At 73.3% G+C, this 18,935-nt stretch carries 18 protein-coding genes; 4 read left to right on the top strand and 14 right to left on the bottom strand.

Annotated features, from left to right (window positions below; genetic code table 11):
• Nucleotides 1–161 precede the first annotated feature (161 nt).
• Together ACFYMO_RS17965 and ACFYMO_RS17960 are read right to left on the bottom strand one after the other, a co-directional pair.
• On the bottom strand, nucleotides 162–701 hold the full coding sequence (locus ACFYMO_RS17965) for an ANTAR domain-containing protein (RefSeq protein ID WP_388547301.1): 540 nt from the start codon (nucleotides 699–701) through the stop codon (nucleotides 162–164).
• Nucleotides 702–1,022: 321 nt separating this feature from the next.
• A complete protein-coding gene (locus ACFYMO_RS17960) occupies nucleotides 1,023–2,465 on the bottom strand; it encodes a hypothetical protein (RefSeq protein WP_366773389.1) in 1,443 nt (480 codons plus the stop codon).
• Between the two features lie 353 nt (nucleotides 2,466–2,818).
• On the opposite strand from ACFYMO_RS17960, the gene ACFYMO_RS17955 reads away from it, so the two are divergent.
• Both ACFYMO_RS17955 and ACFYMO_RS17950 read left to right on the top strand, forming a co-directional pair.
• Nucleotides 2,819–3,547 (top strand): ABC transporter ATP-binding protein, encoded by a 729-nt coding sequence (locus tag ACFYMO_RS17955; protein ID WP_388547297.1) that lies wholly within the window; start codon nucleotides 2,819–2,821, stop codon nucleotides 3,545–3,547.
• Complete coding sequence (locus tag ACFYMO_RS17950; RefSeq protein ID WP_366773387.1) at nucleotides 3,544–5,919, top strand: ABC transporter permease; 2,376 nt, start codon at nucleotides 3,544–3,546, stop codon at nucleotides 5,917–5,919. Before ACFYMO_RS17955 ends, ACFYMO_RS17950 begins: the two co-directional genes overlap by 4 nt.
• A gap of 174 nt (nucleotides 5,920–6,093) precedes the next feature.
• Here the strand turns inward: ACFYMO_RS17950 and ACFYMO_RS17945 are convergent, their stop codons facing one another.
• Together ACFYMO_RS17945 and ACFYMO_RS17940 are read right to left on the bottom strand one after the other, a co-directional pair.
• Nucleotides 6,094–7,275: a GDSL-type esterase/lipase family protein gene (locus ACFYMO_RS17945; protein ID WP_366773386.1), complete on the bottom strand. Its 1,182-nt coding sequence runs from the start codon at nucleotides 7,273–7,275 to the stop codon at nucleotides 6,094–6,096.
• Nucleotides 7,276–7,374: 99 nt separating this feature from the next.
• Complete coding sequence (locus tag ACFYMO_RS17940; RefSeq protein ID WP_366773384.1) at nucleotides 7,375–7,950, bottom strand: TetR/AcrR family transcriptional regulator; 576 nt, start codon at nucleotides 7,948–7,950, stop codon at nucleotides 7,375–7,377.
• 71 nt (nucleotides 7,951–8,021) lie between these two features.
• Here ACFYMO_RS17940 and ACFYMO_RS17935 point away from each other — a divergent pair, with 71 nt between their 5' ends.
• Nucleotides 8,022–8,513, top strand: a complete 492-nt coding sequence (locus ACFYMO_RS17935) for an FBP domain-containing protein (RefSeq protein ID WP_388547294.1) — start codon at nucleotides 8,022–8,024, stop codon at nucleotides 8,511–8,513.
• Nucleotides 8,514–8,550: 37 nt separating this feature from the next.
• Here the strand turns inward: ACFYMO_RS17935 and ACFYMO_RS17930 are convergent, their stop codons facing one another.
• The 5 genes from ACFYMO_RS17930 to ACFYMO_RS17910 form a co-directional block, all read right to left on the bottom strand.
• Nucleotides 8,551–10,200: a hypothetical protein gene (locus ACFYMO_RS17930; protein WP_366773382.1), complete on the bottom strand. Its 1,650-nt coding sequence runs from the start codon at nucleotides 10,198–10,200 to the stop codon at nucleotides 8,551–8,553.
• Nucleotides 10,200–11,111, bottom strand: a complete 912-nt coding sequence (locus tag ACFYMO_RS17925) for an ABC transporter ATP-binding protein (protein WP_366773381.1) — start codon at nucleotides 11,109–11,111, stop codon at nucleotides 10,200–10,202. Before ACFYMO_RS17925 ends, ACFYMO_RS17930 begins: the two co-directional genes overlap by 1 nt.
• Before the next feature lie 10 nt (nucleotides 11,112–11,121).
• Nucleotides 11,122–11,457 carry a hypothetical protein gene (locus tag ACFYMO_RS17920; protein ID WP_366773380.1) on the bottom strand — a complete coding sequence of 112 codons (336 nt, stop codon included), beginning with the start codon at nucleotides 11,455–11,457 and terminating at the stop codon, nucleotides 11,122–11,124.
• Nucleotides 11,458–11,621: 164 nt separating this feature from the next.
• A complete protein-coding gene (locus ACFYMO_RS17915; protein ID WP_388547290.1) occupies nucleotides 11,622–12,848 on the bottom strand; it encodes a sensor histidine kinase in 1,227 nt (408 codons plus the stop codon).
• Between the two features lie 76 nt (nucleotides 12,849–12,924).
• A complete protein-coding gene (locus ACFYMO_RS17910) occupies nucleotides 12,925–13,647 on the bottom strand; it encodes a response regulator transcription factor (RefSeq protein WP_366773378.1) in 723 nt (240 codons plus the stop codon).
• A gap of 597 nt (nucleotides 13,648–14,244) precedes the next feature.
• Here ACFYMO_RS17910 and ACFYMO_RS17905 point away from each other — a divergent pair.
• Entirely contained in the window at nucleotides 14,245–14,397 is a 153-nt protein-coding gene (locus ACFYMO_RS17905; RefSeq protein WP_388547286.1) for a hypothetical protein, read from the top strand.
• A gap of 174 nt (nucleotides 14,398–14,571) precedes the next feature.
• Here ACFYMO_RS17905 and ACFYMO_RS17900 read toward each other — a convergent pair whose 3' ends face one another.
• The 5 genes from ACFYMO_RS17900 to ACFYMO_RS17880 all read right to left on the bottom strand — a co-directional run bounded on the left by ACFYMO_RS17900 (nucleotide 14,572) and on the right by ACFYMO_RS17880 (nucleotide 18,785).
• The gene (locus ACFYMO_RS17900; RefSeq protein ID WP_239105456.1) at nucleotides 14,572–14,895 is read right to left on the bottom strand and encodes an anti-sigma factor; all 324 of its coding nucleotides are present in this window, start codon (nucleotides 14,893–14,895) and stop codon (nucleotides 14,572–14,574) included.
• On the bottom strand, nucleotides 14,892–15,449 hold the full coding sequence (locus tag ACFYMO_RS17895; protein ID WP_164184062.1) for an RNA polymerase sigma factor: 558 nt from the start codon (nucleotides 15,447–15,449) through the stop codon (nucleotides 14,892–14,894). Before ACFYMO_RS17895 ends, ACFYMO_RS17900 begins: the two co-directional genes overlap by 4 nt.
• Before the next feature lie 510 nt (nucleotides 15,450–15,959).
• A complete protein-coding gene (locus ACFYMO_RS17890) occupies nucleotides 15,960–17,033 on the bottom strand; it encodes a methyltransferase domain-containing protein (protein WP_239105454.1) in 1,074 nt (357 codons plus the stop codon).
• 199 nt (nucleotides 17,034–17,232) lie between these two features.
• Nucleotides 17,233–17,982 carry a TVP38/TMEM64 family protein gene (locus ACFYMO_RS17885; protein WP_164181925.1) on the bottom strand — a complete coding sequence of 250 codons (750 nt, stop codon included), beginning with the start codon at nucleotides 17,980–17,982 and terminating at the stop codon, nucleotides 17,233–17,235.
• The gene (locus ACFYMO_RS17880) at nucleotides 17,979–18,785 is read right to left on the bottom strand and encodes a class I SAM-dependent methyltransferase (protein ID WP_203586176.1); all 807 of its coding nucleotides are present in this window, start codon (nucleotides 18,783–18,785) and stop codon (nucleotides 17,979–17,981) included. Before ACFYMO_RS17880 ends, ACFYMO_RS17885 begins: the two co-directional genes overlap by 4 nt.
• Between the last annotated feature and the right edge of the window lie 150 nt (nucleotides 18,786–18,935).

Here is an 18,935-nt window from a genome sequence, read left to right as displayed (position 1 = left end):
GCGGTTGCGCGAACGCGGCTGCACGGGCCCGGGCTGCGCGCATCGGGACCGGGCACCGCTCGGGGCGGCGACACGGGGTGGGGCGGGACGGACCGCGTGGCTCCCGGACCTGCCGCCCCGGTCTTCCGGCCGGTGCCCGGCTCCGGGTCGCGCCGCCGGTGTCAGCGCGGTGGCCGCGGCTCGCGGCGGTCCGGTGGCCCGCTTCCGCCGCGTCGGCCGGGCGGCGTCCGCACCTCGCGCAGAGCGGTGGCCAGATGCTTGCGCACCGGCTTGGGGACGGCGGTGCCCTCGGCGCCGGACACCAGCGCGGCGGCCACGCTCCGGAGCTTGACGTTGGAGTGCTGGGACACCCGTACCAGGACCTGCCAGGCCGTCTCCGCGTCGCACGGCGCCAGGGCCATCACCATGCCCCTGGCCTGGTCGATGACGGGACGGCTGGCCAGCGCCTCCCGGAGCTGACCGACTTCCGTGTCGAGTTCGTCGATCCGCGCGGTCAGCTCATCGCGCTCCCGCGCGGACAGCGGCGCGTCACCAGGGCCCGCCGAGCCGTCCGGCGCCGTCCCGTCCACGGCGACGGGCTCGGGTTCGGTCCTGTACGCCGGGGGCGCGGCCGGAGTCGTCGCCTCGCCCGGCGGTACGGTTCTGGGCCGCGGGCATCCCGCGAGCGCAGTCGTACGCGCAGACCCGGTTGCGGCACTCATCAAGCTCTCCCAGCGTCGGACGGTCCTTCACGGAACCGCTGTCACAGCCGACCCGCGTTCCGGACTCCTCCGAGCGTGAACCCACCGGCCCGATACCAGCAACCCTGCGCCAACCGGGCATCGCAGGTGAAAAACGGCACCGGGGGCTGTGTCCCCAACCCGCCGGTGCCTCCGCGAGGCGAGCTCACTCTCGCGTACCGGTGCACGTAACCGCCGATCCGCCGGGGCAAACCCACCGGAGGCCGCGGCGCGCCGGAAGAGGCTGCTGCCCGCCGGAGCGGCGGAACGGAGTTCGGCTGGAAATCGCCCCTTGCCCCGTGTTCAGAAGCCGCCCCCGAAGTCACCCCCACCGAAGCCACCGCCGTCACCGAAGCCGCCGCCGAAGTCACGCGGATCGGCGCCGCCCCCGGAGAAGTCACCGCCGAAGTCGCCCCCGCCGGAGGGGTCGCCGAACCCGTCCGGGTACGGCCCGCCGAGCGCGCCGCCCAGCAGGGTGCCCATCAGCAGGCCCGGCAGCAGCCCTCCGCCGAAGTAGCCGGCGGCCCACGGCGCGTACACCGGTCCGGCCTCCCAGTACGGCCGGGGGCCCTGCGGGGTGCCGACCTCGCGGGCCGCGGGCTCCTGGCCGCCGGCCAGCCGGGCGGCGTCCGCCGCGCAGACGGGGACGGCCCGCTCGGTTCCGCCCGGCGGCGCCCATTGCACGTCCTCGACCGACGGCCCGTGCCGCGGGTCGAAGAAGCACGGGGCCCGGCGCTCGGGCAGGGCCGCGCCGTGCAGCCGCGCTTCCAGGGTGGCGAGGGCGAACCTGCCGTCCGCCAGCGCCCGGCTCACCTCACGGACGTCCTGCGGGCGGCGCGCGGCGGCCATCCGGGTCTTGGCGTCGTCGTAGGCGTCGAGTGCCCGCGCGTAGTCCTCGCGCGCGGCATCCGCTTCCTCCCCGTCCGTTCCGGCCCCGGTCCGGGCGGCAGCGGCGCGGGTGCCGGTGCCGCCCGGACCGGGGCCGGGGCGAGCGGTGGCGGTGGCCGGGTCGAAGCCGATCCGGCTCAGCTCCTCCCCGAACGCGGTGATGTCCTCGTCCACGACCGGGCGCAACTTCTCCAGCCCGGCCCGCTCCAGCCGGGCCCGCCGTCTGCGGGAGCCCCGGCTCACCAGGAAGGCGCCGCCTCCGGCGAGCAGTACGAGGACGCCCAGGGTGACGATGGCCGCGGTGCCGCCTCCGGTACGGCCGCCGTCCTCGGCGGCACCGTCCCCGTCCCAGGCCGCGGGTGCCGAGCCGGAGGCCTGCCGGACCGCCCGGTCGGTGAAGTCGGTGACCATCGCACCGGGGTCTCCCGGGTGCGCGCGCCGTACGGCGCCGACCGCGTCCCGGACGGCCTCCCGCGACATGATCCGGTGGTCGGCGCCGGCGTCGAAGCGGTCGCCGAGCGCGACCGCGTAGACGCCGGCGATGCCCGTCTCGGCGCGCAGCTGACGCAGCAGTGTCTTCCGGTCGAAGTCGCCGTCGGCGGGCAGCACGGCGACGAGGACCGGTTTGCCGGCCCGTTCGACGGTGCTCCGCAGCGCCTTGGCGGCCGCCGGGGGGAGCGCGTCGCGGGCGCGCGGGTCGACGTGGACGGGGCCGTCCCGCAGTGCGGCGGCCGCGGCGGACACCCCGTCGCCGTCCGCGGCGTGCGGCCCGCCGGGGCCCGCGGTCGTCAGCAGCAGCGCGACCAGCGTCGCGGTGAGCACCGCCACGAGCCGCGCACCTTTTCGTACGGTGTTCATACGATCACGTTAGCGCAAAACGGGCATTCTCTTACTTTTGGGAATGCCCTCCTCGGCGGCGGAAACCGACCCTGACTCACGGTGAACTTTTCCGCCGGACCCGGCATCCAACGCTGCACCGGCCTCCGGGTCCGGCTCCGGGGCGGAGGCCGGGCGCGGAGGCCGGCCTCTGGCGGCCGCACCCCAGGGGGTGGCGCGGACATGTATACACCCCGTGTATACACATGATGTAGAGTCGCGCCGTGTCCATCCGCCGCCCGCCGCACCGGCCTCGTCGGGGGCGGCCCACTTGCCCCGCGCCGGCCCCCGGAGGCCGTCGCCCCACCACGAACCCAACCCCGGAGGTGCGCCCCGTGCTCCCCCCACTCAGCACCGGTCAAGGGTCCGACCCGTCGGCCGGACCCCTGCTGCACGCCGAGGGCGTGCACAAGACCTACGGATCGACAGCGGCGCTCTCCGGTGCCGACTTCTCCGTCGCCGCCGGCGAGGTCGTCGCGGTGATGGGCCCCTCGGGCTCCGGCAAATCCACGCTGCTGCACTGCCTGGCGGGAATCGTCCCGCCGGACGCGGGCCGGATCACCTACCAGGGCCGGGAGATGTCGGCGCTCTCCGACGCGGAGCGCAGCGCGCTCCGCCGGGGCGACTTCGGGTTCATCTTCCAGTTCGGCCAGCTGGTGCCCGAGCTGACCTGCCTGGAGAACGCGGCCCTGCCGCTGCGTCTGGCGGGCGCACGCCGCAAGGAGGCCGAGGCGCGGGCCCAGGAGTGGCTGGCGCGCCTGGAGGTCGACGACGTCCGCCACCACCGGCCCGGGCAGGTGTCCGGCGGCCAGGGCCAGCGCGTCGCCGTGGCCCGCGCGCTGGCCGGATCGCCCCGCGTCGTCTTCGCCGACGAACCGACCGGCGCGCTCGACTCGCTCAACGGGGAGCGGGTCATGCAACTGCTGACGGCGGCCGCCCGCGAGACCGGGGCCGCGGTCGTGCTGGTCACCCACGAGGCGCGGGTGGCCGCCTACTCCGACCGCGAGGTCGTCGTCCGGGACGGCACGGCACGGGACATGAGCGGTGTGGTGGGCGCGGTATGAGCGGCAGGCCCAGGGCGCACCGGGTGCGCGAGTGGACACGGGACCTGGCCATGGGCGCCGGGTTCGCCTTCTCCGGCCGGCAGGGCCGGCTCCGCACCCTGCTGACCGCCGTCGGGGTGGGGCTCGGGGTGGCGATGCTGCTGCTGGCCGCCGCGGTGCCGTCGATCATGGGCGCGCAGGAGTCCCGCCGGGACGCCCGCGCGGTCAACGGCTCGGTGCTGGGGAACGCCACCTCGACGGACGAGAGCCGGGCCACCGAACACACCCTGCTGACGGCCGTGGCGAACACCACCTTCCACGGGCAGGACATCGACGGCCGGCTCCTGCAGGCCGACGGCAGCCACCCGGTCACCCCGCCCGGCACCGAGCGGATACCCGGGCCCGGCGAGATCGTGGTCTCGCCCGCGCTGAAGGAGCTGCTCGACTCCGCGGAGGGCACTGAGCTCGCGAAACGGCTGAACGCGCGGGTCGTCGGCGTCATCGCGGACGACGGCCTGCTCGGACCGGCCGATCTCTCCTTCTACCTGGGCAGTGACACACTGCGGGCCGAGGACGCGCAGCGCGTGAAGTACTTCGGCCACGTCGAGGAGCACCGCGACGTGGACCCGCTGCTGATCCTGCTCGGCGCGGTGGCGTGCGCGGTGCTGCTGATGCCGGTGGCCACCTTCATCGCGACGGCCACCCGGTTCGGCGGCGAACGGCGGGACCAGCGGTTGGCGGCCCTGCGGCTGGTGGGGGCCGACGCGGCCATGACCCGCCGGATCGCCGCCGGGGAATCGCTGGCCGGAGCGGTGCTGGGGCTGCTGCTCGGCGGCGCGGTCTTCCTGCTCGGGCGCGGACTGGCCGCGGACGTCACCCTCTTCGACGTCAGCGTCTTCCCCGCCGATGTGGTGCCGGACCCGGTGCTGGGCGCTCTGGTGGTGCTCGGGCTGCCGCTGGTGACGGTCGGCGCCGCCGTGTTCGCGCTGCGGGGCGTGACGATCGAGCCGGTACGGGTGACGCGGGAGAGCACACCGCGGCCGCGCCGTCTGTGGTGGCGGCTGCTGCCCCCGGTGGTCGGGCTGGTGCTGCTGCTGCCGCTGGCCGGGGCGCTGGGCTCGGGAGGCGGCGGCCAGGTGAACGAGTTCCGGGTCGCCGCCGGGGTGGTGGCGCTGCTGAGCGGGATCGCACTCCTGCTGCCGTGGGTGGTGGAGCGGCTGGTCGGCAAGCTGCGCGGAGGGCCGGTCTCCTGGCAGCTCGCGGTGCGCCGGCTCCAGTTGTCCAGCGGCACGGCGACCCGGGCCGTCAGCGGGATCACCATCGCCGTGGCCGGGGCCGTCGCGCTGCAACTGCTGTTCGCCGGGGTCCAGGCGGAGGCCACCCAGGAGACCGGCCAGGAGCGGTCCGCGCCGCGGCAGGTGAACGTCATCGACCTCGCGGCGGACACCGCGGGTGCCCGGAAACTGGACCGGGCTCTCGCCGCCACCCCGGGGGTCGCCGGGTCCACCGGATTCCTGGAGGGCACCCAGGAGGTCGCGGGGAAGCCGGCGGGCACCGACGCGGCGGAGTACGCGCAGGTCATCGTGGGCGACTGCGCAACGCTTCGGAAGGTGGCGGACATCGGCTCCTGCCACGACGGGCGGGTCTTCCGCGCCGCGGCCGACCCGCGGGACACGGACGAGGAGACCAGCCGTCCCGCTCCGCCGCGCCCCGGAGCCGCCCTCCGGGTGGCCGGGCCCGACGGCCGCGGCACCGGGAACTGGCGGATCCCCGACGACACGCCCACCGTGCCGGCGAAGCCGTCCGGCTGGGGCGCTCCGGTCACCGGGATCCTGGTGACGCCCGGCGCGCTCTCCCCCGACCGGCTCGACCTCCAGTACACCGGCCTGGTGCGGCTCCAGAACGACGCGCCGGAGGCGCTGGAACGCGTCCGGACGACCGTCTACCGGCAGAGCCCGGCGGCCGACGTGTGGCTGTCCCAGCCGACGAAGGTCTCCGCCGGGTTCGCCGAGCTGAGCCGGGTCATCTTCGCCGCGGCCACCGCGGTGCTGGTGCTCATCGCCGCCAGCATGGTCGTCTCCCAGGCGGAGCAGCTGCGCGAACGCAGGCGGCAGTTGGCGGTGCTGGTGGCGTTCGGGACCCGTCGCGGCACGCTGGGCGCCTCCGTGCTCTGGCAGACGGCGATCCCGGTGACACTGGGTCTCCTGCTGGCCTCGGCGTTCGGGCTCGGCCTCGGCTGGACCCTGTTGCGGGTCATCTCGCGGTCGGTCGCCGACTGGGGCGTCATCTGGCCGATGTTCGCCGTCGGCGCCGGGCTGGTCGCCGTGGTGACGCTGCTGAGCCTGCCGCTGCTGTGGCGCATGATGCGCCCGGCAGGCCTCCGCACGGAGTGACGCGCGGCGGCGCGCTCCCCGGCGCCGCCCTCCCCGCAGTCGCCGCCTCCCCGCGCCGCCGGGGCCGCAGCGCGGGGAGGCCCGGAGCCCGGAGAACGCGCGCAGGACGGGGGCCGCGGAGGAGGGGGAAAGGGCGCGCCGGGAAGCACGCGGGGAAGGGCCCGCCGCGGCCGCTCACGCTCCGGCGGCGAACGGGCCTCCGTCCGCGAACACGTGCGCGGCGAAGCGTTCGCCGATGCGGCGGTGGGCGGCCGCGTCCGGGTGGAGCGCGTCGGGCAGCGGCAGCTCGGCGGCGTCCGCCTCGCCGTACAGCTCCAGTCCGTCGAGGTAGTACAGGTTCGGGTCGTCGGACGCGCGGGACCGCACCACCCGGGACAGCTCCTCGCGGATGCCGCGCAGGGTCAGCTTCCCGGCGGCACGCTCCGCCGGATCGCCCATGGCCAGGAACCGCAGCCGGCCCCCCTCGAAGGCCTCCGGGTCCGGGAGGCTGGGGCCGGGGGTGTCCTCGTGGATCGGGCACAGGATGGACGAGACCACCAGCAGCGGCGTGCCCGGGTGCCCCTCGCGGAGGGTGTCGAGGAAGCCGTGCACGGCCGGAGTGAAGGCGCGCAGCCGCATCAGGTCGCTGTTGACCACGTTGATGCCGATCTTGACGCTGATCAGGTCGGCCGGGGTGTCCCGCATCGCGCGGGCGGTGCCCGGGTCGAGCAGTGCCCCGCCGCCCAGCCCCAGATTGACCAGCTCCACACCGCCGCGCGCGGCGGCGAGCGCGGGCCAGGTCGTGCTGGGGCTCGCCGCGTTGGAGCCCTGGCTGATCGAACTGCCGTGATGCAGCCACACCCTGCGGCCCCGGTCGGGCAGCGGCTCGACGGCGGCGTCGGTGCGCAGGGCCAGCAGCTCGGTGGTCTCGTTGTGCGGCAGCCAGATCTCGACGTCCTTCATGCGGTCCGGCAGCCCGGTGAAGCGGAGCGTGCCGCCGCGGCCGGAAGCGGTCTCGGCGGTCCCGGCCCGCATGTCGACGGTCAGGGTGTTGCCGCCCGGCACCCCGCCCTGGTCGACCAGGCTGCCGTCCACGACCAGGTCGTACAGCCCGTCGGGGAGGGCCGGGAGGCCGGTGTAGGCCCGCTTGGTGGGCAGGGTGTCGAGTTCGACGGCGGTCGCGGCGGTACGGAAGGCCAGCCGCACCCCGGAGGGCTGGGACTCGGCCATGTGCAGCTGCCCGTCGTCGCACTGCGCCCGGGCTGCGGCGGGCAGCCGGTGCGGCAGCAGGCCGTGCTCGGTGCGCTCCAGTGCCGACGCGCCGCGCACGAGGTCCGCGGTCAGGGGTGTGGTGGTCCAGTTGTCCTCGGCGTGCATGTCGTCAGCCTGTTCGCGTCGTCGGTCGGTCGGATCGGTCGGGGCGGTTCAGGTGGTCACGGGCGGTACAGGTCGGCGTGGGTCGGGCGGTGGCGGGTGTCACGGGCGGGGTGCGGGCCAGTTGCGCAGCAGCGCGTCGAGGGAGTCCAGCACCCGCTCCCACGTCTGCTGGGTGTCCGGGGCGCTGTGGCTGAACCCGCCGCCCATCTCCAGGCTCACGTAGCCGTGGAAGACGCTGCCCAGCAGCCGGACCGCGTGCGTCTGGTCCGGCTCCGCCAGGTCGTAGCCGCGCAGCAGCGCCCGCGTCATCCGGGAGTGCCGGACTCCCGCGCTGGCCGCCGCGGTCTCCGGGTCCAGCCTGGTCTGCGCGGCGGCGTAGCGCCCGGGGTGCTCCCGCGCGTAGTCGCGGTAGACGTTCGCGAAGGCTGTCAGCGCGTCCTTGCCGGAGCGTCCGGCGAGCGCCTCCGCGGCCCGGTCCGCCATCTCCTCCAGGGCGAGCAGCGCGATCTTCGTCTTGAGGTCCTGCGAGTTGCGCAGATGCGAGTACAGGCTCGCGACCTTGACGTCGAAGCGACGGGCCAGCTCCGAGACGGTCACCTGGTCGAAACCGACCTCGTCGGCCAGCTCCGCGCCCGCCCGGATCAGTCGCTCCGTGGTCAACCCCGCACGCACCATAAAGCTCCTCCTGTTCAGCTGAGCTGATTATGCATTTGCCTAACCTCTTTAGGCAAATTAGCCTCACTCTTATGGAACCGTTGACCGAGCGAGAGATCCGGGCCGCGTTCGTGAACTGCACGAAGGGAGAGGCCAAGCGGCTGTCCGTGCCACGCGACCTGGCCGAGCGGCCCTGGGAGGACCTGGACTACCTGGGCTGGCGCGACCCCCAGGCCCCCGACCGCGCCTACCTGGTCACCCGGCGGGGCGACCGTCCCAGGGCCCTCGCGCTGCGCTGCCCCGCCCCGGCTCCCTGGCAGACCCGGCGCAGCATGTGCTCGATCTGCCTGACCGACCACACGGGCGGCGTCTCGCTGATGGTCGCGCCGATGGCCGGCAGAGCCGGCAAGCAGGGCAACTCGGTGGGCACCTACCTGTGCAGCGACCTGAGCTGCTCGCTCTACGTACGGGGCAAGAAGGACACGGGCCTCGCCGTCCGGTACCGCGAGTCCCTCACCGTCGAGGAGAAGATCCAGCGCGCGGCGGCCAACCTCGACGCGTTCCTGGCCAGGGTGACGGCCTGACCTCCGGGACGGCCCCCGGGGGGGCCGCAGGCCCCGGCTACGACGTCGCCCGGCGGGCTGCGCCCGGCAGGAAGACGACCGAGAGCATCACGACCACGGCCGCCGACAGGAACACCGGCGACAGGCCGGCCGGGCTGCCGTCGCCGGTCCGGATCGCGCCCATGAAGTCGACCGCCGCGAGCCCGTTGACCGTGCCGTACCAGAGGGGTAGATAGGCGAACTGGAAGAGGCGGTGCGTCCGGCCGAGTGTGCCGAGGACCAGCGCGAAGGACGGGATGAACAGCGCCCCGAGGAACCAGTGGACCAGGCCCTGGACGTCCGCTCCGGTGGCCATGCGGAGCGCCGGTCCGATGCCCGCCGCGGCGGTGAGCAGGACTCCGGCTCCCCACTCCGCAGCCGTCCTGCCGCGCACCGCGGGGTAGGCGCCCAGCAAGGCCTCGACGCCGTGCTCATGGCGCTGGGTGCCCAGCCGGGACCAGATGAGCACCGGCCAGATCCAGGCCGCTGGCAGCAGGACACGGGAGACACCGGTCGCGGGCGTGACCGTCTGCGAGACGACCGCGAGCACGAGGACTCCCGCCCACCACCACAGCGGAGTGCCCTGGACGAGAATGCGCGCCTCCCCCACCAGCAGCCGCGGCGCGGGACTGCCGTATGTCACGGCGGTGCGCGGCGGATGCGCGGATGCGGCGGGCCGCGCCGCCACGCGGTCGTCCGGGATCCCCGCGGCGGGGCCGGGCGCTGCGGCTCCCTCCAGCACGGCACCGCCTCCGGTGCCCGCTGCCGGACGCGGGAAGAGACCCGAGGCGGAGGACCGGAATCCGCTCCCGCGGGCCGGGTCGAACCGGGGGAACCAGAGCACCGGCAGCAGCGCGAGGCCCAACGCGATCGCGACCAGCGCATACCGGCCGAGCAGGAAGGCGGGGTCCGGATCGAAGCCCTGCCAGTCGAAGGTCCTCAGCGGCTCCTGGATCTGCGTCAGCCCCAGGCTGAACTCGCCGGCCGTGTCCGGGTCGACGCCCTGCTCCGCCAGGCCCGCGCCGAGGGACTGGACGACGCCGTGCACACCGATGCCGCCGAACGGCGCGTGAGGGGACTGGCCGGCGAGCACGAGGACGCTCCAGACGAAGAACCACAGCATGTTGCCGAGGCCCGCCCTCAGCGGCGGAATCGTCTCGAACAGCAGCGCCGCGGCCGCGGTGAGCGCCATCAGCGGCAGCGCGATGAGCACGAAGGGGCTCAGCAGCCGCCCGGGCTCGACCGCCATGGTCTCACCGCGCGCCCACTGCATGACCAGGGCGGTGACCGCGAGGACGCCCAGCATGGAGGCCAGCACCAGCACGCTGCTGAGGAATTTGGCGACCAGATAGGCCCCCGTCCGCAGCGGCGTCGTCGCCAGCAGGCGGCCCACTCCGGTGGCCTCGTCGCGCGCGACCGCGTTGCGCACGACGTAGAACCCGCCCAGCGGGAGCCAGACGGTGGCGGCCAGCGCGACGACCATGCCGGTGTACGCGCTGTTGTAGGTGCCCCGGTAGTCACCCACCTGCATGACCACCCAGTCGGACTCCGGGGCCGGGGTGGCGAGGTAGCCCAGCCCTACGGCCGCGATCAGGACGACGGCGTAGGCGGGCCGACGCACCCGGTCACGGAAGTCGCCGACGGCGAGCCTGAGAACGGTCTCCGGCATCACTGCCACCCCGCAGACCGGTCGGAGGCGGACGGCGCGTACGGCTGCCCGGCCCGGTTCACGATGGCCAGGTACGCGTCCTCGAGGTCGGGGATGACCTGTTCTGCGCCGCCGTACGGCCGGCCCTGCGCCAGCAGCCGGACCCGCACTCCGCCCGCGGTGCGGAGCATCCTGCTGACGAGCTGCCGCCGCTGGACGTCCGGCAGGTCGCCGGGGTCGACGAGGACCTCCCACACCTGTCCCTCGACCGCCGCCAACAAGTCCTGCGGCGACCCGCGGCGCAGCAGCCGCCCCTGGGCGACCACGGCGATGTCGGAGGCCACGGACTCGACGTCGGAGACGATGTGGGTGGAGAGCATGACGACCCGGTCCGCGGCGAGTTCGCTCAGCAGGTTCCGGAACCGCACACGCTCCTCGGGGTCGAGGCCGGCGGTCGGCTCGTCGACGATGACGACCTTCGGATCGGCGAGCAGCGCCTGGGCGATGCCCACCCGGCGCAGCATGCCGCCGGAGTACTTGCCCAACGGCCGTCTGACCGCCTCCGTGAGGTTGACCAGTTGCAGCAGTTCGTCGATCCGGGCACGGGCCGAGCGGGCCGAGAGCCCCTTGGCGGCGGCCAAATAGGAGAGGAACTCCCGCGAGGTGAGGTTCGGGTACACGCCGAAGTCCTGCGGGAGATAGCCGAGGGAGCGGCGCAGCGCCCCGGGCCTGGCCACCACGTCGGTGCCGTGGAACAGCACCCTTCCACCGGTCGGCCGGGTCACGGTCGACGCGATCCGCATCAGCGACGACTTGCCCGCGCCGTTCGGACCGAGCAACCCCAGCATCCCGGTCTCCAGCCGCATGGTCACGGCGTCCACGGCCCGCTTGCCGCCCCGGTACACCTTGGTGACGTCGACGAGTTCCAGCATGGCGCGCCCCCTACTTCCCGCTGCCGGTGAGCTTCGTGGCCCTGCCGCCGCGCAGCACGGTCACCGACTTCGGCACCTCGACCCGGAAGCGCGTGTCGCAGTTGGCGAACCCTTCGCAGCCCGCCTCCAGGTCCAGTCGGCCGCCCTGGAGCCGCCACTCGGAGTGCGGATCGGCCCCGAAGCCGACGTCGAACCACCGGGTCACCTCGATGTCGTCGCGGCCGGTCGCGACGAGGTCCGCGGGCATTCCGTGGGTCCGCACGTCGAGGGTCCTCCCGTCGAAGGCGAACGTCCTCTTCTCGGGTGCCGCGTCGTCGACATCGGCGCAACCGGGGAGAACGGACAACGAAAGCAGGGCGCCGACAGCCAGGACACTCCGTGACAATCTGCGAGAGAACACATGTACCTCCGGAAAGCTCGACAGGCCGTGTCCAGAGTGATCTTTCCGAGCCCGGCGGACATCTGCCGTTCGGCAGATATCCGGTGTCCGGCCGGTGAGCGGGCGCCCGGTCAGCGGCTGCCGGAGGAGGCCGTCGGCGCGGCCGTCGGCAGCGTCCCCGCGACGCGCCATCCGCCGGCGCACGGACCCGACTCCAGCACCCCGCCCAGGCTCCGGTACCGCTCCTCCAGTCCGACCAGCCCCGCGCCGCCGCCCTTGCGGGACGGGAGCAGCGGCCTGGTGCTGCCGCCCCCTTCGTTCACGACCCGGACCCGTACGACGGCACCGCTCGCCGGCTCGACGGCCACCGTGACCCGGCGGGCCCCGGCGGCATGGCGCCGGACGTTGGTCAGCGCCTCCAGCACCAGGACGTACACGGCCTCGTCGACCTCCCGCGGCAGCGCCCCGGCCAGACCCTCGTCCAGGTCCAGTTCAACCGTGCCGGAGACCGTGCCGGAGCCGGACTCGGCGAACCTGCCGACCAGTTCGGGCAGGTCCGCCACGCCGTACACCCGGGTCGACGGATGCGCGGGCTCCTGACCCCCAGCACCCTCGCGCACTTCCTCGGCCCGGCGCAGGGTCTGCAGAGCGCGGTCCATGGAGTCCAGTGCCCGCAGGCCCGCCTCCTCCACCCGGGACAGCAGCGCCCGGCTCTCGCCCGGGTCCTGCGGCGCGACCTGCGCCGCCTGCACGTCGAGCACCATGCCGGTCACTTCGTGGGCGACGGAGTCGTGCAGGACCCGCGCCATCTGCAGCCGCTGCTCCCGCCGGGCCTGCAGGACCGCCCGGCGCCGCCGGTTGTCCGCGAACCGCAGATAGCTGCCGATGCCGACGGCGCAGGCCACCGGCAGCAGCGTCACCAGCACCATGATCACCACGTCGTCGGCCCCGGCACCCGGCTTCCGCAGGGTGAAGCGCAGCGGCAGGGCGAGCGTGGTGAGGACCGCGAGCAGCCCGGCGGGGAGGAGGTACCGGGATCGCGTATGCCGGACGAGACACCCGGTGAGGATCAGCAGCCCCACGCATTCGAAGGGCATCCACAGCAGCGTGAGGCCCGGCCGGCCGGCGTAGAGGACGTCCGTGAGCAGGGAGACCGCCATGGCCGCGAACGCCGCCGCGCTCGGGGGGACCCTCCCCCACGGCCACCGCAGCAGCGGCACCACCACGACGAGCAGAGCCGATACGGAGACGAGCAGCGCACCGGACGGGCCGAGCAGCGCCGGCGGGACCAGGCAGACGCCCGCCGCGCCGACGGCGAAGCTCCGCCAACCCCCCGGCACCGCACGGCTCGTCGTCATACCGGGCAGCCTATGCAGTCCGCGGAGCGGGGCACCCCTGCGCCGGCGGTTCGATCAGCGGGTGCGGGGCGCCTCGTCACTTCGTGACATACCCCTTCTCCCAGGCCCACACGGCGATCCCGACTCTGTTCCGCACACCGAGCTTCCGTTGGATGCTGGCGACGTGCGTCTTGACCGTGCCCGGTGAGATGAACATCTCCGCAGCGATGTCGGCGTTGGTGAGCCCTTCGCCGACCTTCCCGGCGATTTCGCCCTCCCGCTTGGTGAGCGGCTCGACGGGGGCCGCGGGGACGGCGGGAGTGCCGGACCGGCGCCCGGCTCCGGAGCGGGAGCCGGGTCCTGGCGCGGGCCCGCGGCCGGGCCCCGTACCCGGGCCGGTGACGTGCCTGAGCAGCCGTACCGTGATGGAAGGGCTGATCAGACTGTCACCGGCCACCGCCGCACGCACGGCCTCCACCAGCAGCGTGGGTCCGGAGCGCTTGAGCAGAAAGCCCGAGGCCCCGTAGCGCAGTGCCGGATACACGTACTCGTCCAGGTCGAAGGTCGTGACGATGACGACCCTGCCCGGGAAACCGGCCGCGGGGGCGAGCAGACGGCGTGTGACCTCCAGCCCGTCCGCGCGCGGCATCCGGACGTCCAGGAGCGCGACGTCGGGCCGCAGCCGGATCGCCGCCTCCAGCGCCTCCGCCCCGTCCGCGGCCTCGCCGACCACTTCGATGTCCGCCTGCTGCTCGAGAATGCGGCGCATGCTGCGGCGGACCATCTCCTGATCGTCGGCGATGAGCACCCGAGTCGTCATGGCCGGTCATTCTGGCAGGCGGGGATCGACGGGAGGCGGCGCGGAGGCGGCCGGACGGGCAGAACAGCTCGCTCCCGCTCACCTCGTCCCAGGCAGGGAACGGCGGACGCACTTCGAACTGAGCCGCCGAGCGGGCCCACGTCCGAGACCGGGCAGATCCGCGCGGAACGGGCGAAGCGTCGCCGTCGTATCCGCTGAACCACAAAACCCCAGGCCAGAATTGATCTGACCTGGGGTTCCATGTGGAGCCGCCTAGGGGAGTCGAACCCCTGACCTACGCATTACGAGACCGAGAGCGTTCATGCCGGGTGGTGCCACGCGGTGCTGTTGGGTGACGTTCTTCCTGATCAGACCACGTGCGGCAGCCTCCCCCGTGCGGCCTCGTACTGGCTCGTCCAAAGGCGTCTGTCCACCGGCTGTCCACCGGAGCGCGTCTCCGTGTGGCTGTCAGCGACCATCTGCTTGCGCGGGTGGAGCAGCCGCTACCGATCGGTGCGCTTCCCGACGCTCTTGTAAGGGTCCCACAACCGCCGCACACGCTTCAGACGATGGTCGATCGTGCGGCTGGCGTGGGCACCAGTGGGTCACTCCACATCTATGCCCAGTTCGCTGTCGGTACGGCATCGCGGGCGTGGGGCCGTGGTGGCCACGCTGCTGCTCGACTCGGAAGCCCACTCGCGGCTGCGGAGCAGCCACAAGAGGCGGGAGGTGGCCGCCTCCTTCACTGGGCGTCGCGACGGCTGGGCCTGAGGCCGCCGCTCGGCTCGGACGAGGGCTTTCAAAAATGCCCCAGCAGGACCCGGAGCCGAGGCAGGTCAGAAGGTAGGTCGGGCACGGCAAGCACCGTGCAGAGCTGCCCAGCCTGCTGACCGATGCCCGTGCCGATGCGGCCGAGGTCGAGCGGGGCTGTCCAGCGTCATCGAGCTAGGCGCCTGACGGGGGCGTGGTGCCGTGTTCGGCGTCGCCGTCCCCGATCTGCGGATCGCTCAGGAGCGACGCGCCGAAGGCGTGCAAGCGCTCCACCGCCCGGCTTTCGGGCTCTGCCCGGCGCGCGAGAGCGTCGTGGATCTCTTGGTAGACGGACGCTTCGAGGCCGCAGCGGCGGCAGTCCTCCAGGTGCGCGGCGACCCGGCGCGTGGTGACCTCGTTCGTTTCGCCGTCGAGGTAGGACTGCAGCACTCGCGCGACCTGCAGGCAGTTCATTCGGCGCTCGGCCGCTGGACGCCGCCACCATGGACGCTTGCTCACATCACACCTCGCTTCGGTGCCAGTCCTGCTGTGGCCAGTCGCGCCCGTATCCGATTGCGCGCCCGGTGCAGCCGGCTCATCACGGTGCCTTCGGGCACGTCCAGCAGGTGCGCGGCCTCTGCATAGGTGAGGCCGTCGATGTCCACCAACTGCACCACCTGGCGGTGTTTGTCCGGCAGCGCGCCCAGGGCCTCGTCCACCACCTCGTCGAACGCCTCACCCACCACGATCTCTTCCGCCGATCCGCTCGGGCCCGTGGAGCTGAGGCGGTCCAGATCGGTGTCCGGATCGTCCAGGAGGTGCGGACGCCGACGGCGGTGCCGGTTGATCTCCGCCCGCCGCATGATGGTCAGCAGCCACGCGCGCGGATGTTTCCCGTCGAAGCCGTCGATGGCCCGGTAGGCGCGCAGCAAGGTGTCCTGCACGAGGTCCTCGGCGTCCGCCGGCTGCGCGGTCAGCGTCATCGCCACCCGCAGCAGCACCTCCACCTCCGGCAGCACATGGGCGGCGAACGCCTGGCCCTGCGGGTCCGCAGGATCCGGTGGCGCTGTCACTTGGTCTTCCACACGGCGGAAACCCCTTCGGCCTGGACCCGCATTCCATCTTCTTCCTTCTTCTTGTGTCCTTCGGTCACACCGACGCCGTTGTGGACCGAAGGGGCCGGGCGAGGAGCCCAGCGCAAGCTGGAATGCCGCGTACGACTGGAGGGGTTTCCGCTGCATGACAAGGCAGCGTGTTCCTGGGCCAGGGCGAGTGTGGGCCGAGTGCCGGGAGAGGGTCCGGCATGTGCGGCTGCGCGGCGAGGTGGAGGCGTACGCCGACGGGGAGCTCACCGGTGCGAACCGTATGCAGGTGGCCGCCCACGTCGCCTGCTGCTGGGCCTGCAGTGGGAGTCTGCAGCTTCTGCGACTGATCAAGGCGTCGCTCCGGCACAGTCCCCAGCGGACGCCCCCTTCCCTCGCGTCGGCCCGTGTGAGGCGCTTAGCGCAGGACCTCAGCGCGCCGACGGGCCGGAACCGGCCCAGCGGTTGACGGCCGCCGGTCCCGGCCCGCGGGCAGGCTGATCAGCAACAGCCTCGCGCGGCGCCCGGGCCCGGCGCGGCTGCTCCCTCCGCGGGGGCGCAGGGGAACAGGCCGAAGTGCCGGCTCTTGTCACCGGTGACGGTGAAGTGAGCGGCGTAGCGGGTGGCGGCAAGCATGTCGGCGGTGTTGCCGCAGACGAGCGCCGGTTTGCCGGTCTGGAAGCGGTGATGGTCGTCGAGGTCGAAGGCGTGCGGGTACTCGGCGATGGTGCCGTGGTAGACGGCGACCTGGCCGTAGTCCTCGCAGCGGTCCTCCAAGGGAAGTTTGAAAGCACGGACGGTACGGGAGGTGAAGGCGGCGAAGCCGATCTTCCGCTCGATGTCCGGGTCACTGATCGTCACCGGGGAGGCAGCCGAGGTACGGGCGTCAGGGCAGCCGACGCGTTCCAGGGCACGGCGGAAGTCCTCCGTGTACAGGGCGCCGGCGAGGCATTCGCCGACCAGGACCGGGTCGCCGAGCAGTGAGGCGGGCAGGCGCCGGTCGGAGAAGATGTCGGAGAAGTACAGCTCTCCGCCGGGTTTGAGGACGCGGAAGCTCTCGGACAGGACGCGCTGTTTGTCCGGGGAGAGGTTCACCACGCAGTTGGAGACCACGACGTCCACGGAGGCGTCCGGGATTCCGGCCCCGGCCAGGTCCTCGATGTAGCCGTGCCGGAATTCGGTGTTGGCGTGGCCGAACCGTTCGGCGTGCCAGTCCTGGTGGCGGCGGGCGACGGCGAGTTGTTCCTCGGTCATGTCGACGCCGATCACCCGGCCTGTCGGGCCGACCAGTTGGGAGAGCACGTAGGCGTCCCGGCCGCTGCCACAGCCCAGGTCGAGCACGGTGGCTCCTTCCAGGGCGGGCGGGATGGGCGAGCCGCAGCCGTAGAAGCGCTCCATGACCTCGTCGTGGACCTCGGCGAGCGCCGCGGCGATATGGGGTGGCGGTGCCACGTCCGTGCAGCAGGCCGTTGTCTTCAGGTCCGCGGAGGAGGCGAGGACCCTGCCGTAGTAGTCCCTGACCGATTGCGCGACGGAGGCCTCGGCTGCCTGCTGGTCTGTGGATACGTCGGTCATCGCCATGTCTCTCCCTGATGAGTGAGCTGCCGTGCGCCAGCCGGCGCTTCGCCGGGCCGCGACGGAAACCCGCTGCGCGGCCGTCGCCATTCCCTCTCTGTCAGAGGACGACGGAAAGCTCGGCTGGTTCCGCTGTGCCTGCTGCCCGGCTTCGCCCACACCATCGCCTGGGTCCGGGCCGCGGTGGTCACTGTCGTCGTCACCGGCTATCGGCAGCTGCGCTGCCCCCTGCGCCGCGGGAGCGGATCACCCGTGCCGCCCACCAGCCGCCCGCGCTCAGCACCAGCAGAGCGCCCAGCGCGATCCACAGCCCGGGAGAGCCGGGGTCGCCCAGAGATCCGCCGAGCCCGGTGTAGACGAGGGTGCCCGGGATGATTCCCAGGGCGGTGGCCGCGACGTAGGAGGAGAAACGGACACCGGCCACCCCGGCCCCGTAATTGATCACCGAGAAGGGAAACAGCGGCACCAGCCGCACGAGCAGGACGGCCACGAAGCCCCGGCGCGTCAGAAAGGCATCCAGCCGCGCCAGCCGGCCCGAGCCCGCGTACCGGGCGACCACCGGACGCCCCAGCCAACGCGCCAGTCCGAAGGAGAGGGCCGCCCCCGCCGTCGCGCCCACGAGCACCGCGCCGGCCCCCACCGCAAGTCCGAACAGCGCACCGGCGGAGGCGGTGAGCACAGAGCCGGGCAGGAGAGCCGTCACAGCCAGGGCGTAGACGACCGCGAAGACGACCGGCCCCCACATCCCGAGCGAGTCAACCCACTGGCGCACGTCCCGCAACAGGTCTCCGCCCCCCAGCGCCACCCAGGAGCCGAGCGCCAGGAGCAGAGCCACAAGGAAGGCCAGCCGTATCCACGCCGCACGCGCCGGCCGCCGCCTCTCCTCGTCCGGGTCCGTGGAGGGCGGCGGGAGCTCGGTCGCGGAGGAGCTGGCTGCCGGGCGGTTCATGTCGTCTCCTGTGACTGCTGTTCGATCGGAAGTTCGGCCACGACGCGACGCAGTGGCAGTTCCAGACGCCGCCCCGGGGTCGCCCATCTCGCGAGGGAGCGCTTGGCGGCCTGAGCCCGGTGGGTGGTGAGGCCGGGCAGGTAGAGGGCATCTGCCAGCAGGGCCGCCGCGCCGGCCGAGTCGATGGCGAGGGTGAAGACGTGTCGCTCGTCGCGGCGGACGCGGAACCCCGCTGTGCGCAGCAGTGCGGGAAGTCCGTCGCGGGCCTGCGGGTTGGGCCACGGCTGCCGCACGGCGCGCAGGGCCGCCATCACCCGGACCCAGTCGAGCATGCCCGACGGGGAGAGCCCGGACTGGGAGGGCACCAGCGCGGCGAGCACGCCTCCGGGCCGCAGGACCCGCCGGATCTCCCCCAGCGTCTGCGGCAGGGGCGTGACCACCGGCAGGCACATGGCCGCGCAGACCGCCCCGACGCTCGCCGAAGCAGCCGGGAGCGCGTCCGCTGCGGCCCGCAGCAGCGGCCCGCGACCCTGCCGGGCCGCCTCGGCGAGTTCCGCGGCCGAAAGGTCGACCCCGACCCAGTCGGCGTCCGGCAACTCCTGTCGGGTGGGTGCCGAACCGCAGGCCAGGTCGAGGACCGTGCCCTCGACAGCCCGCAGCGGTTCGGCCAGCCAGGCGTAGGGGGAGGTGTCGGCCAGGGAGAACAGTTGCTCAGTGATGCCGGCGTGCTCCTGGTGGTATGCGGTGATGAAGCGCCGCCAGTCCGGTTCGTCCATCCAGCCCTCGCCCCTCCTGTGGCTCATGGAGGCGGCTCGCGCCCCTGTGCTTCCCTCGGGAACCCTGCCGGGCTGTTCACGCATTCCGTTTCGGACACGCCGCGGGCGCGTGGATGAAGCGGGAGGGCCATCGTGACCGTGATCGTGGGGGCGGGGAAGGGAAGGAACCGACTGCGT

This window comes from Streptomyces sp. NPDC007025, assembly GCF_042869455.1.
Taxonomy (GTDB): domain Bacteria; phylum Actinomycetota; class Actinomycetes; order Streptomycetales; family Streptomycetaceae; genus Streptomyces.
Note: the sequence above shows the minus strand (reverse complement) of the source record. Positions and strands in the feature narration are given on the sequence as shown.

Excerpts from the sequence above, each read along its gene's own strand:
- ACFYMO_RS17910 (WP_366773378.1), bottom strand. The coding sequence starts at position 13,647 with ATGACGACTCGGGTGCTCATCGCCGACGATCAGGAGATGGTCCGCCGC.
- ACFYMO_RS17950 (WP_366773387.1), top strand. The coding sequence starts at position 3,544 with ATGAGCGGCAGGCCCAGGGCGCACCGGGTGCGCGAGTGGACACGGGAC.
- ACFYMO_RS17965 (WP_388547301.1), bottom strand. The coding sequence starts at position 701 with ATGAGTGCCGCAACCGGGTCTGCGCGTACGACTGCGCTCGCGGGATGC.
- ACFYMO_RS17940 (WP_366773384.1), bottom strand. The coding sequence starts at position 7,950 with ATGGTGCGTGCGGGGTTGACCACGGAGCGACTGATCCGGGCGGGCGCG.
- ACFYMO_RS17935 (WP_388547294.1), top strand. The coding sequence starts at position 8,022 with ATGGAACCGTTGACCGAGCGAGAGATCCGGGCCGCGTTCGTGAACTGC.
- ACFYMO_RS17880 (WP_203586176.1), bottom strand. The coding sequence starts at position 18,785 with ATGAGCCACAGGAGGGGCGAGGGCTGGATGGACGAACCGGACTGGCGG.
- ACFYMO_RS17960 (WP_366773389.1), bottom strand. The coding sequence starts at position 2,465 with ATGAACACCGTACGAAAAGGTGCGCGGCTCGTGGCGGTGCTCACCGCG.
- ACFYMO_RS17885 (WP_164181925.1), bottom strand. The coding sequence starts at position 17,982 with ATGAACCGCCCGGCAGCCAGCTCCTCCGCGACCGAGCTCCCGCCGCCC.
- ACFYMO_RS17945 (WP_366773386.1), bottom strand. The coding sequence starts at position 7,275 with ATGCACGCCGAGGACAACTGGACCACCACACCCCTGACCGCGGACCTC.
- ACFYMO_RS17915 (WP_388547290.1), bottom strand. The coding sequence starts at position 12,848 with ATGACGACGAGCCGTGCGGTGCCGGGGGGTTGGCGGAGCTTCGCCGTC.
- ACFYMO_RS17930 (WP_366773382.1), bottom strand. The coding sequence starts at position 10,200 with ATGCCGGAGACCGTTCTCAGGCTCGCCGTCGGCGACTTCCGTGACCGG.
- ACFYMO_RS17890 (WP_239105454.1), bottom strand. The coding sequence starts at position 17,033 with ATGACCGACGTATCCACAGACCAGCAGGCAGCCGAGGCCTCCGTCGCG.
- ACFYMO_RS17905 (WP_388547286.1), top strand. The coding sequence starts at position 14,245 with ATGCCCAGTTCGCTGTCGGTACGGCATCGCGGGCGTGGGGCCGTGGTG.
- ACFYMO_RS17925 (WP_366773381.1), bottom strand. The coding sequence starts at position 11,111 with ATGCTGGAACTCGTCGACGTCACCAAGGTGTACCGGGGCGGCAAGCGG.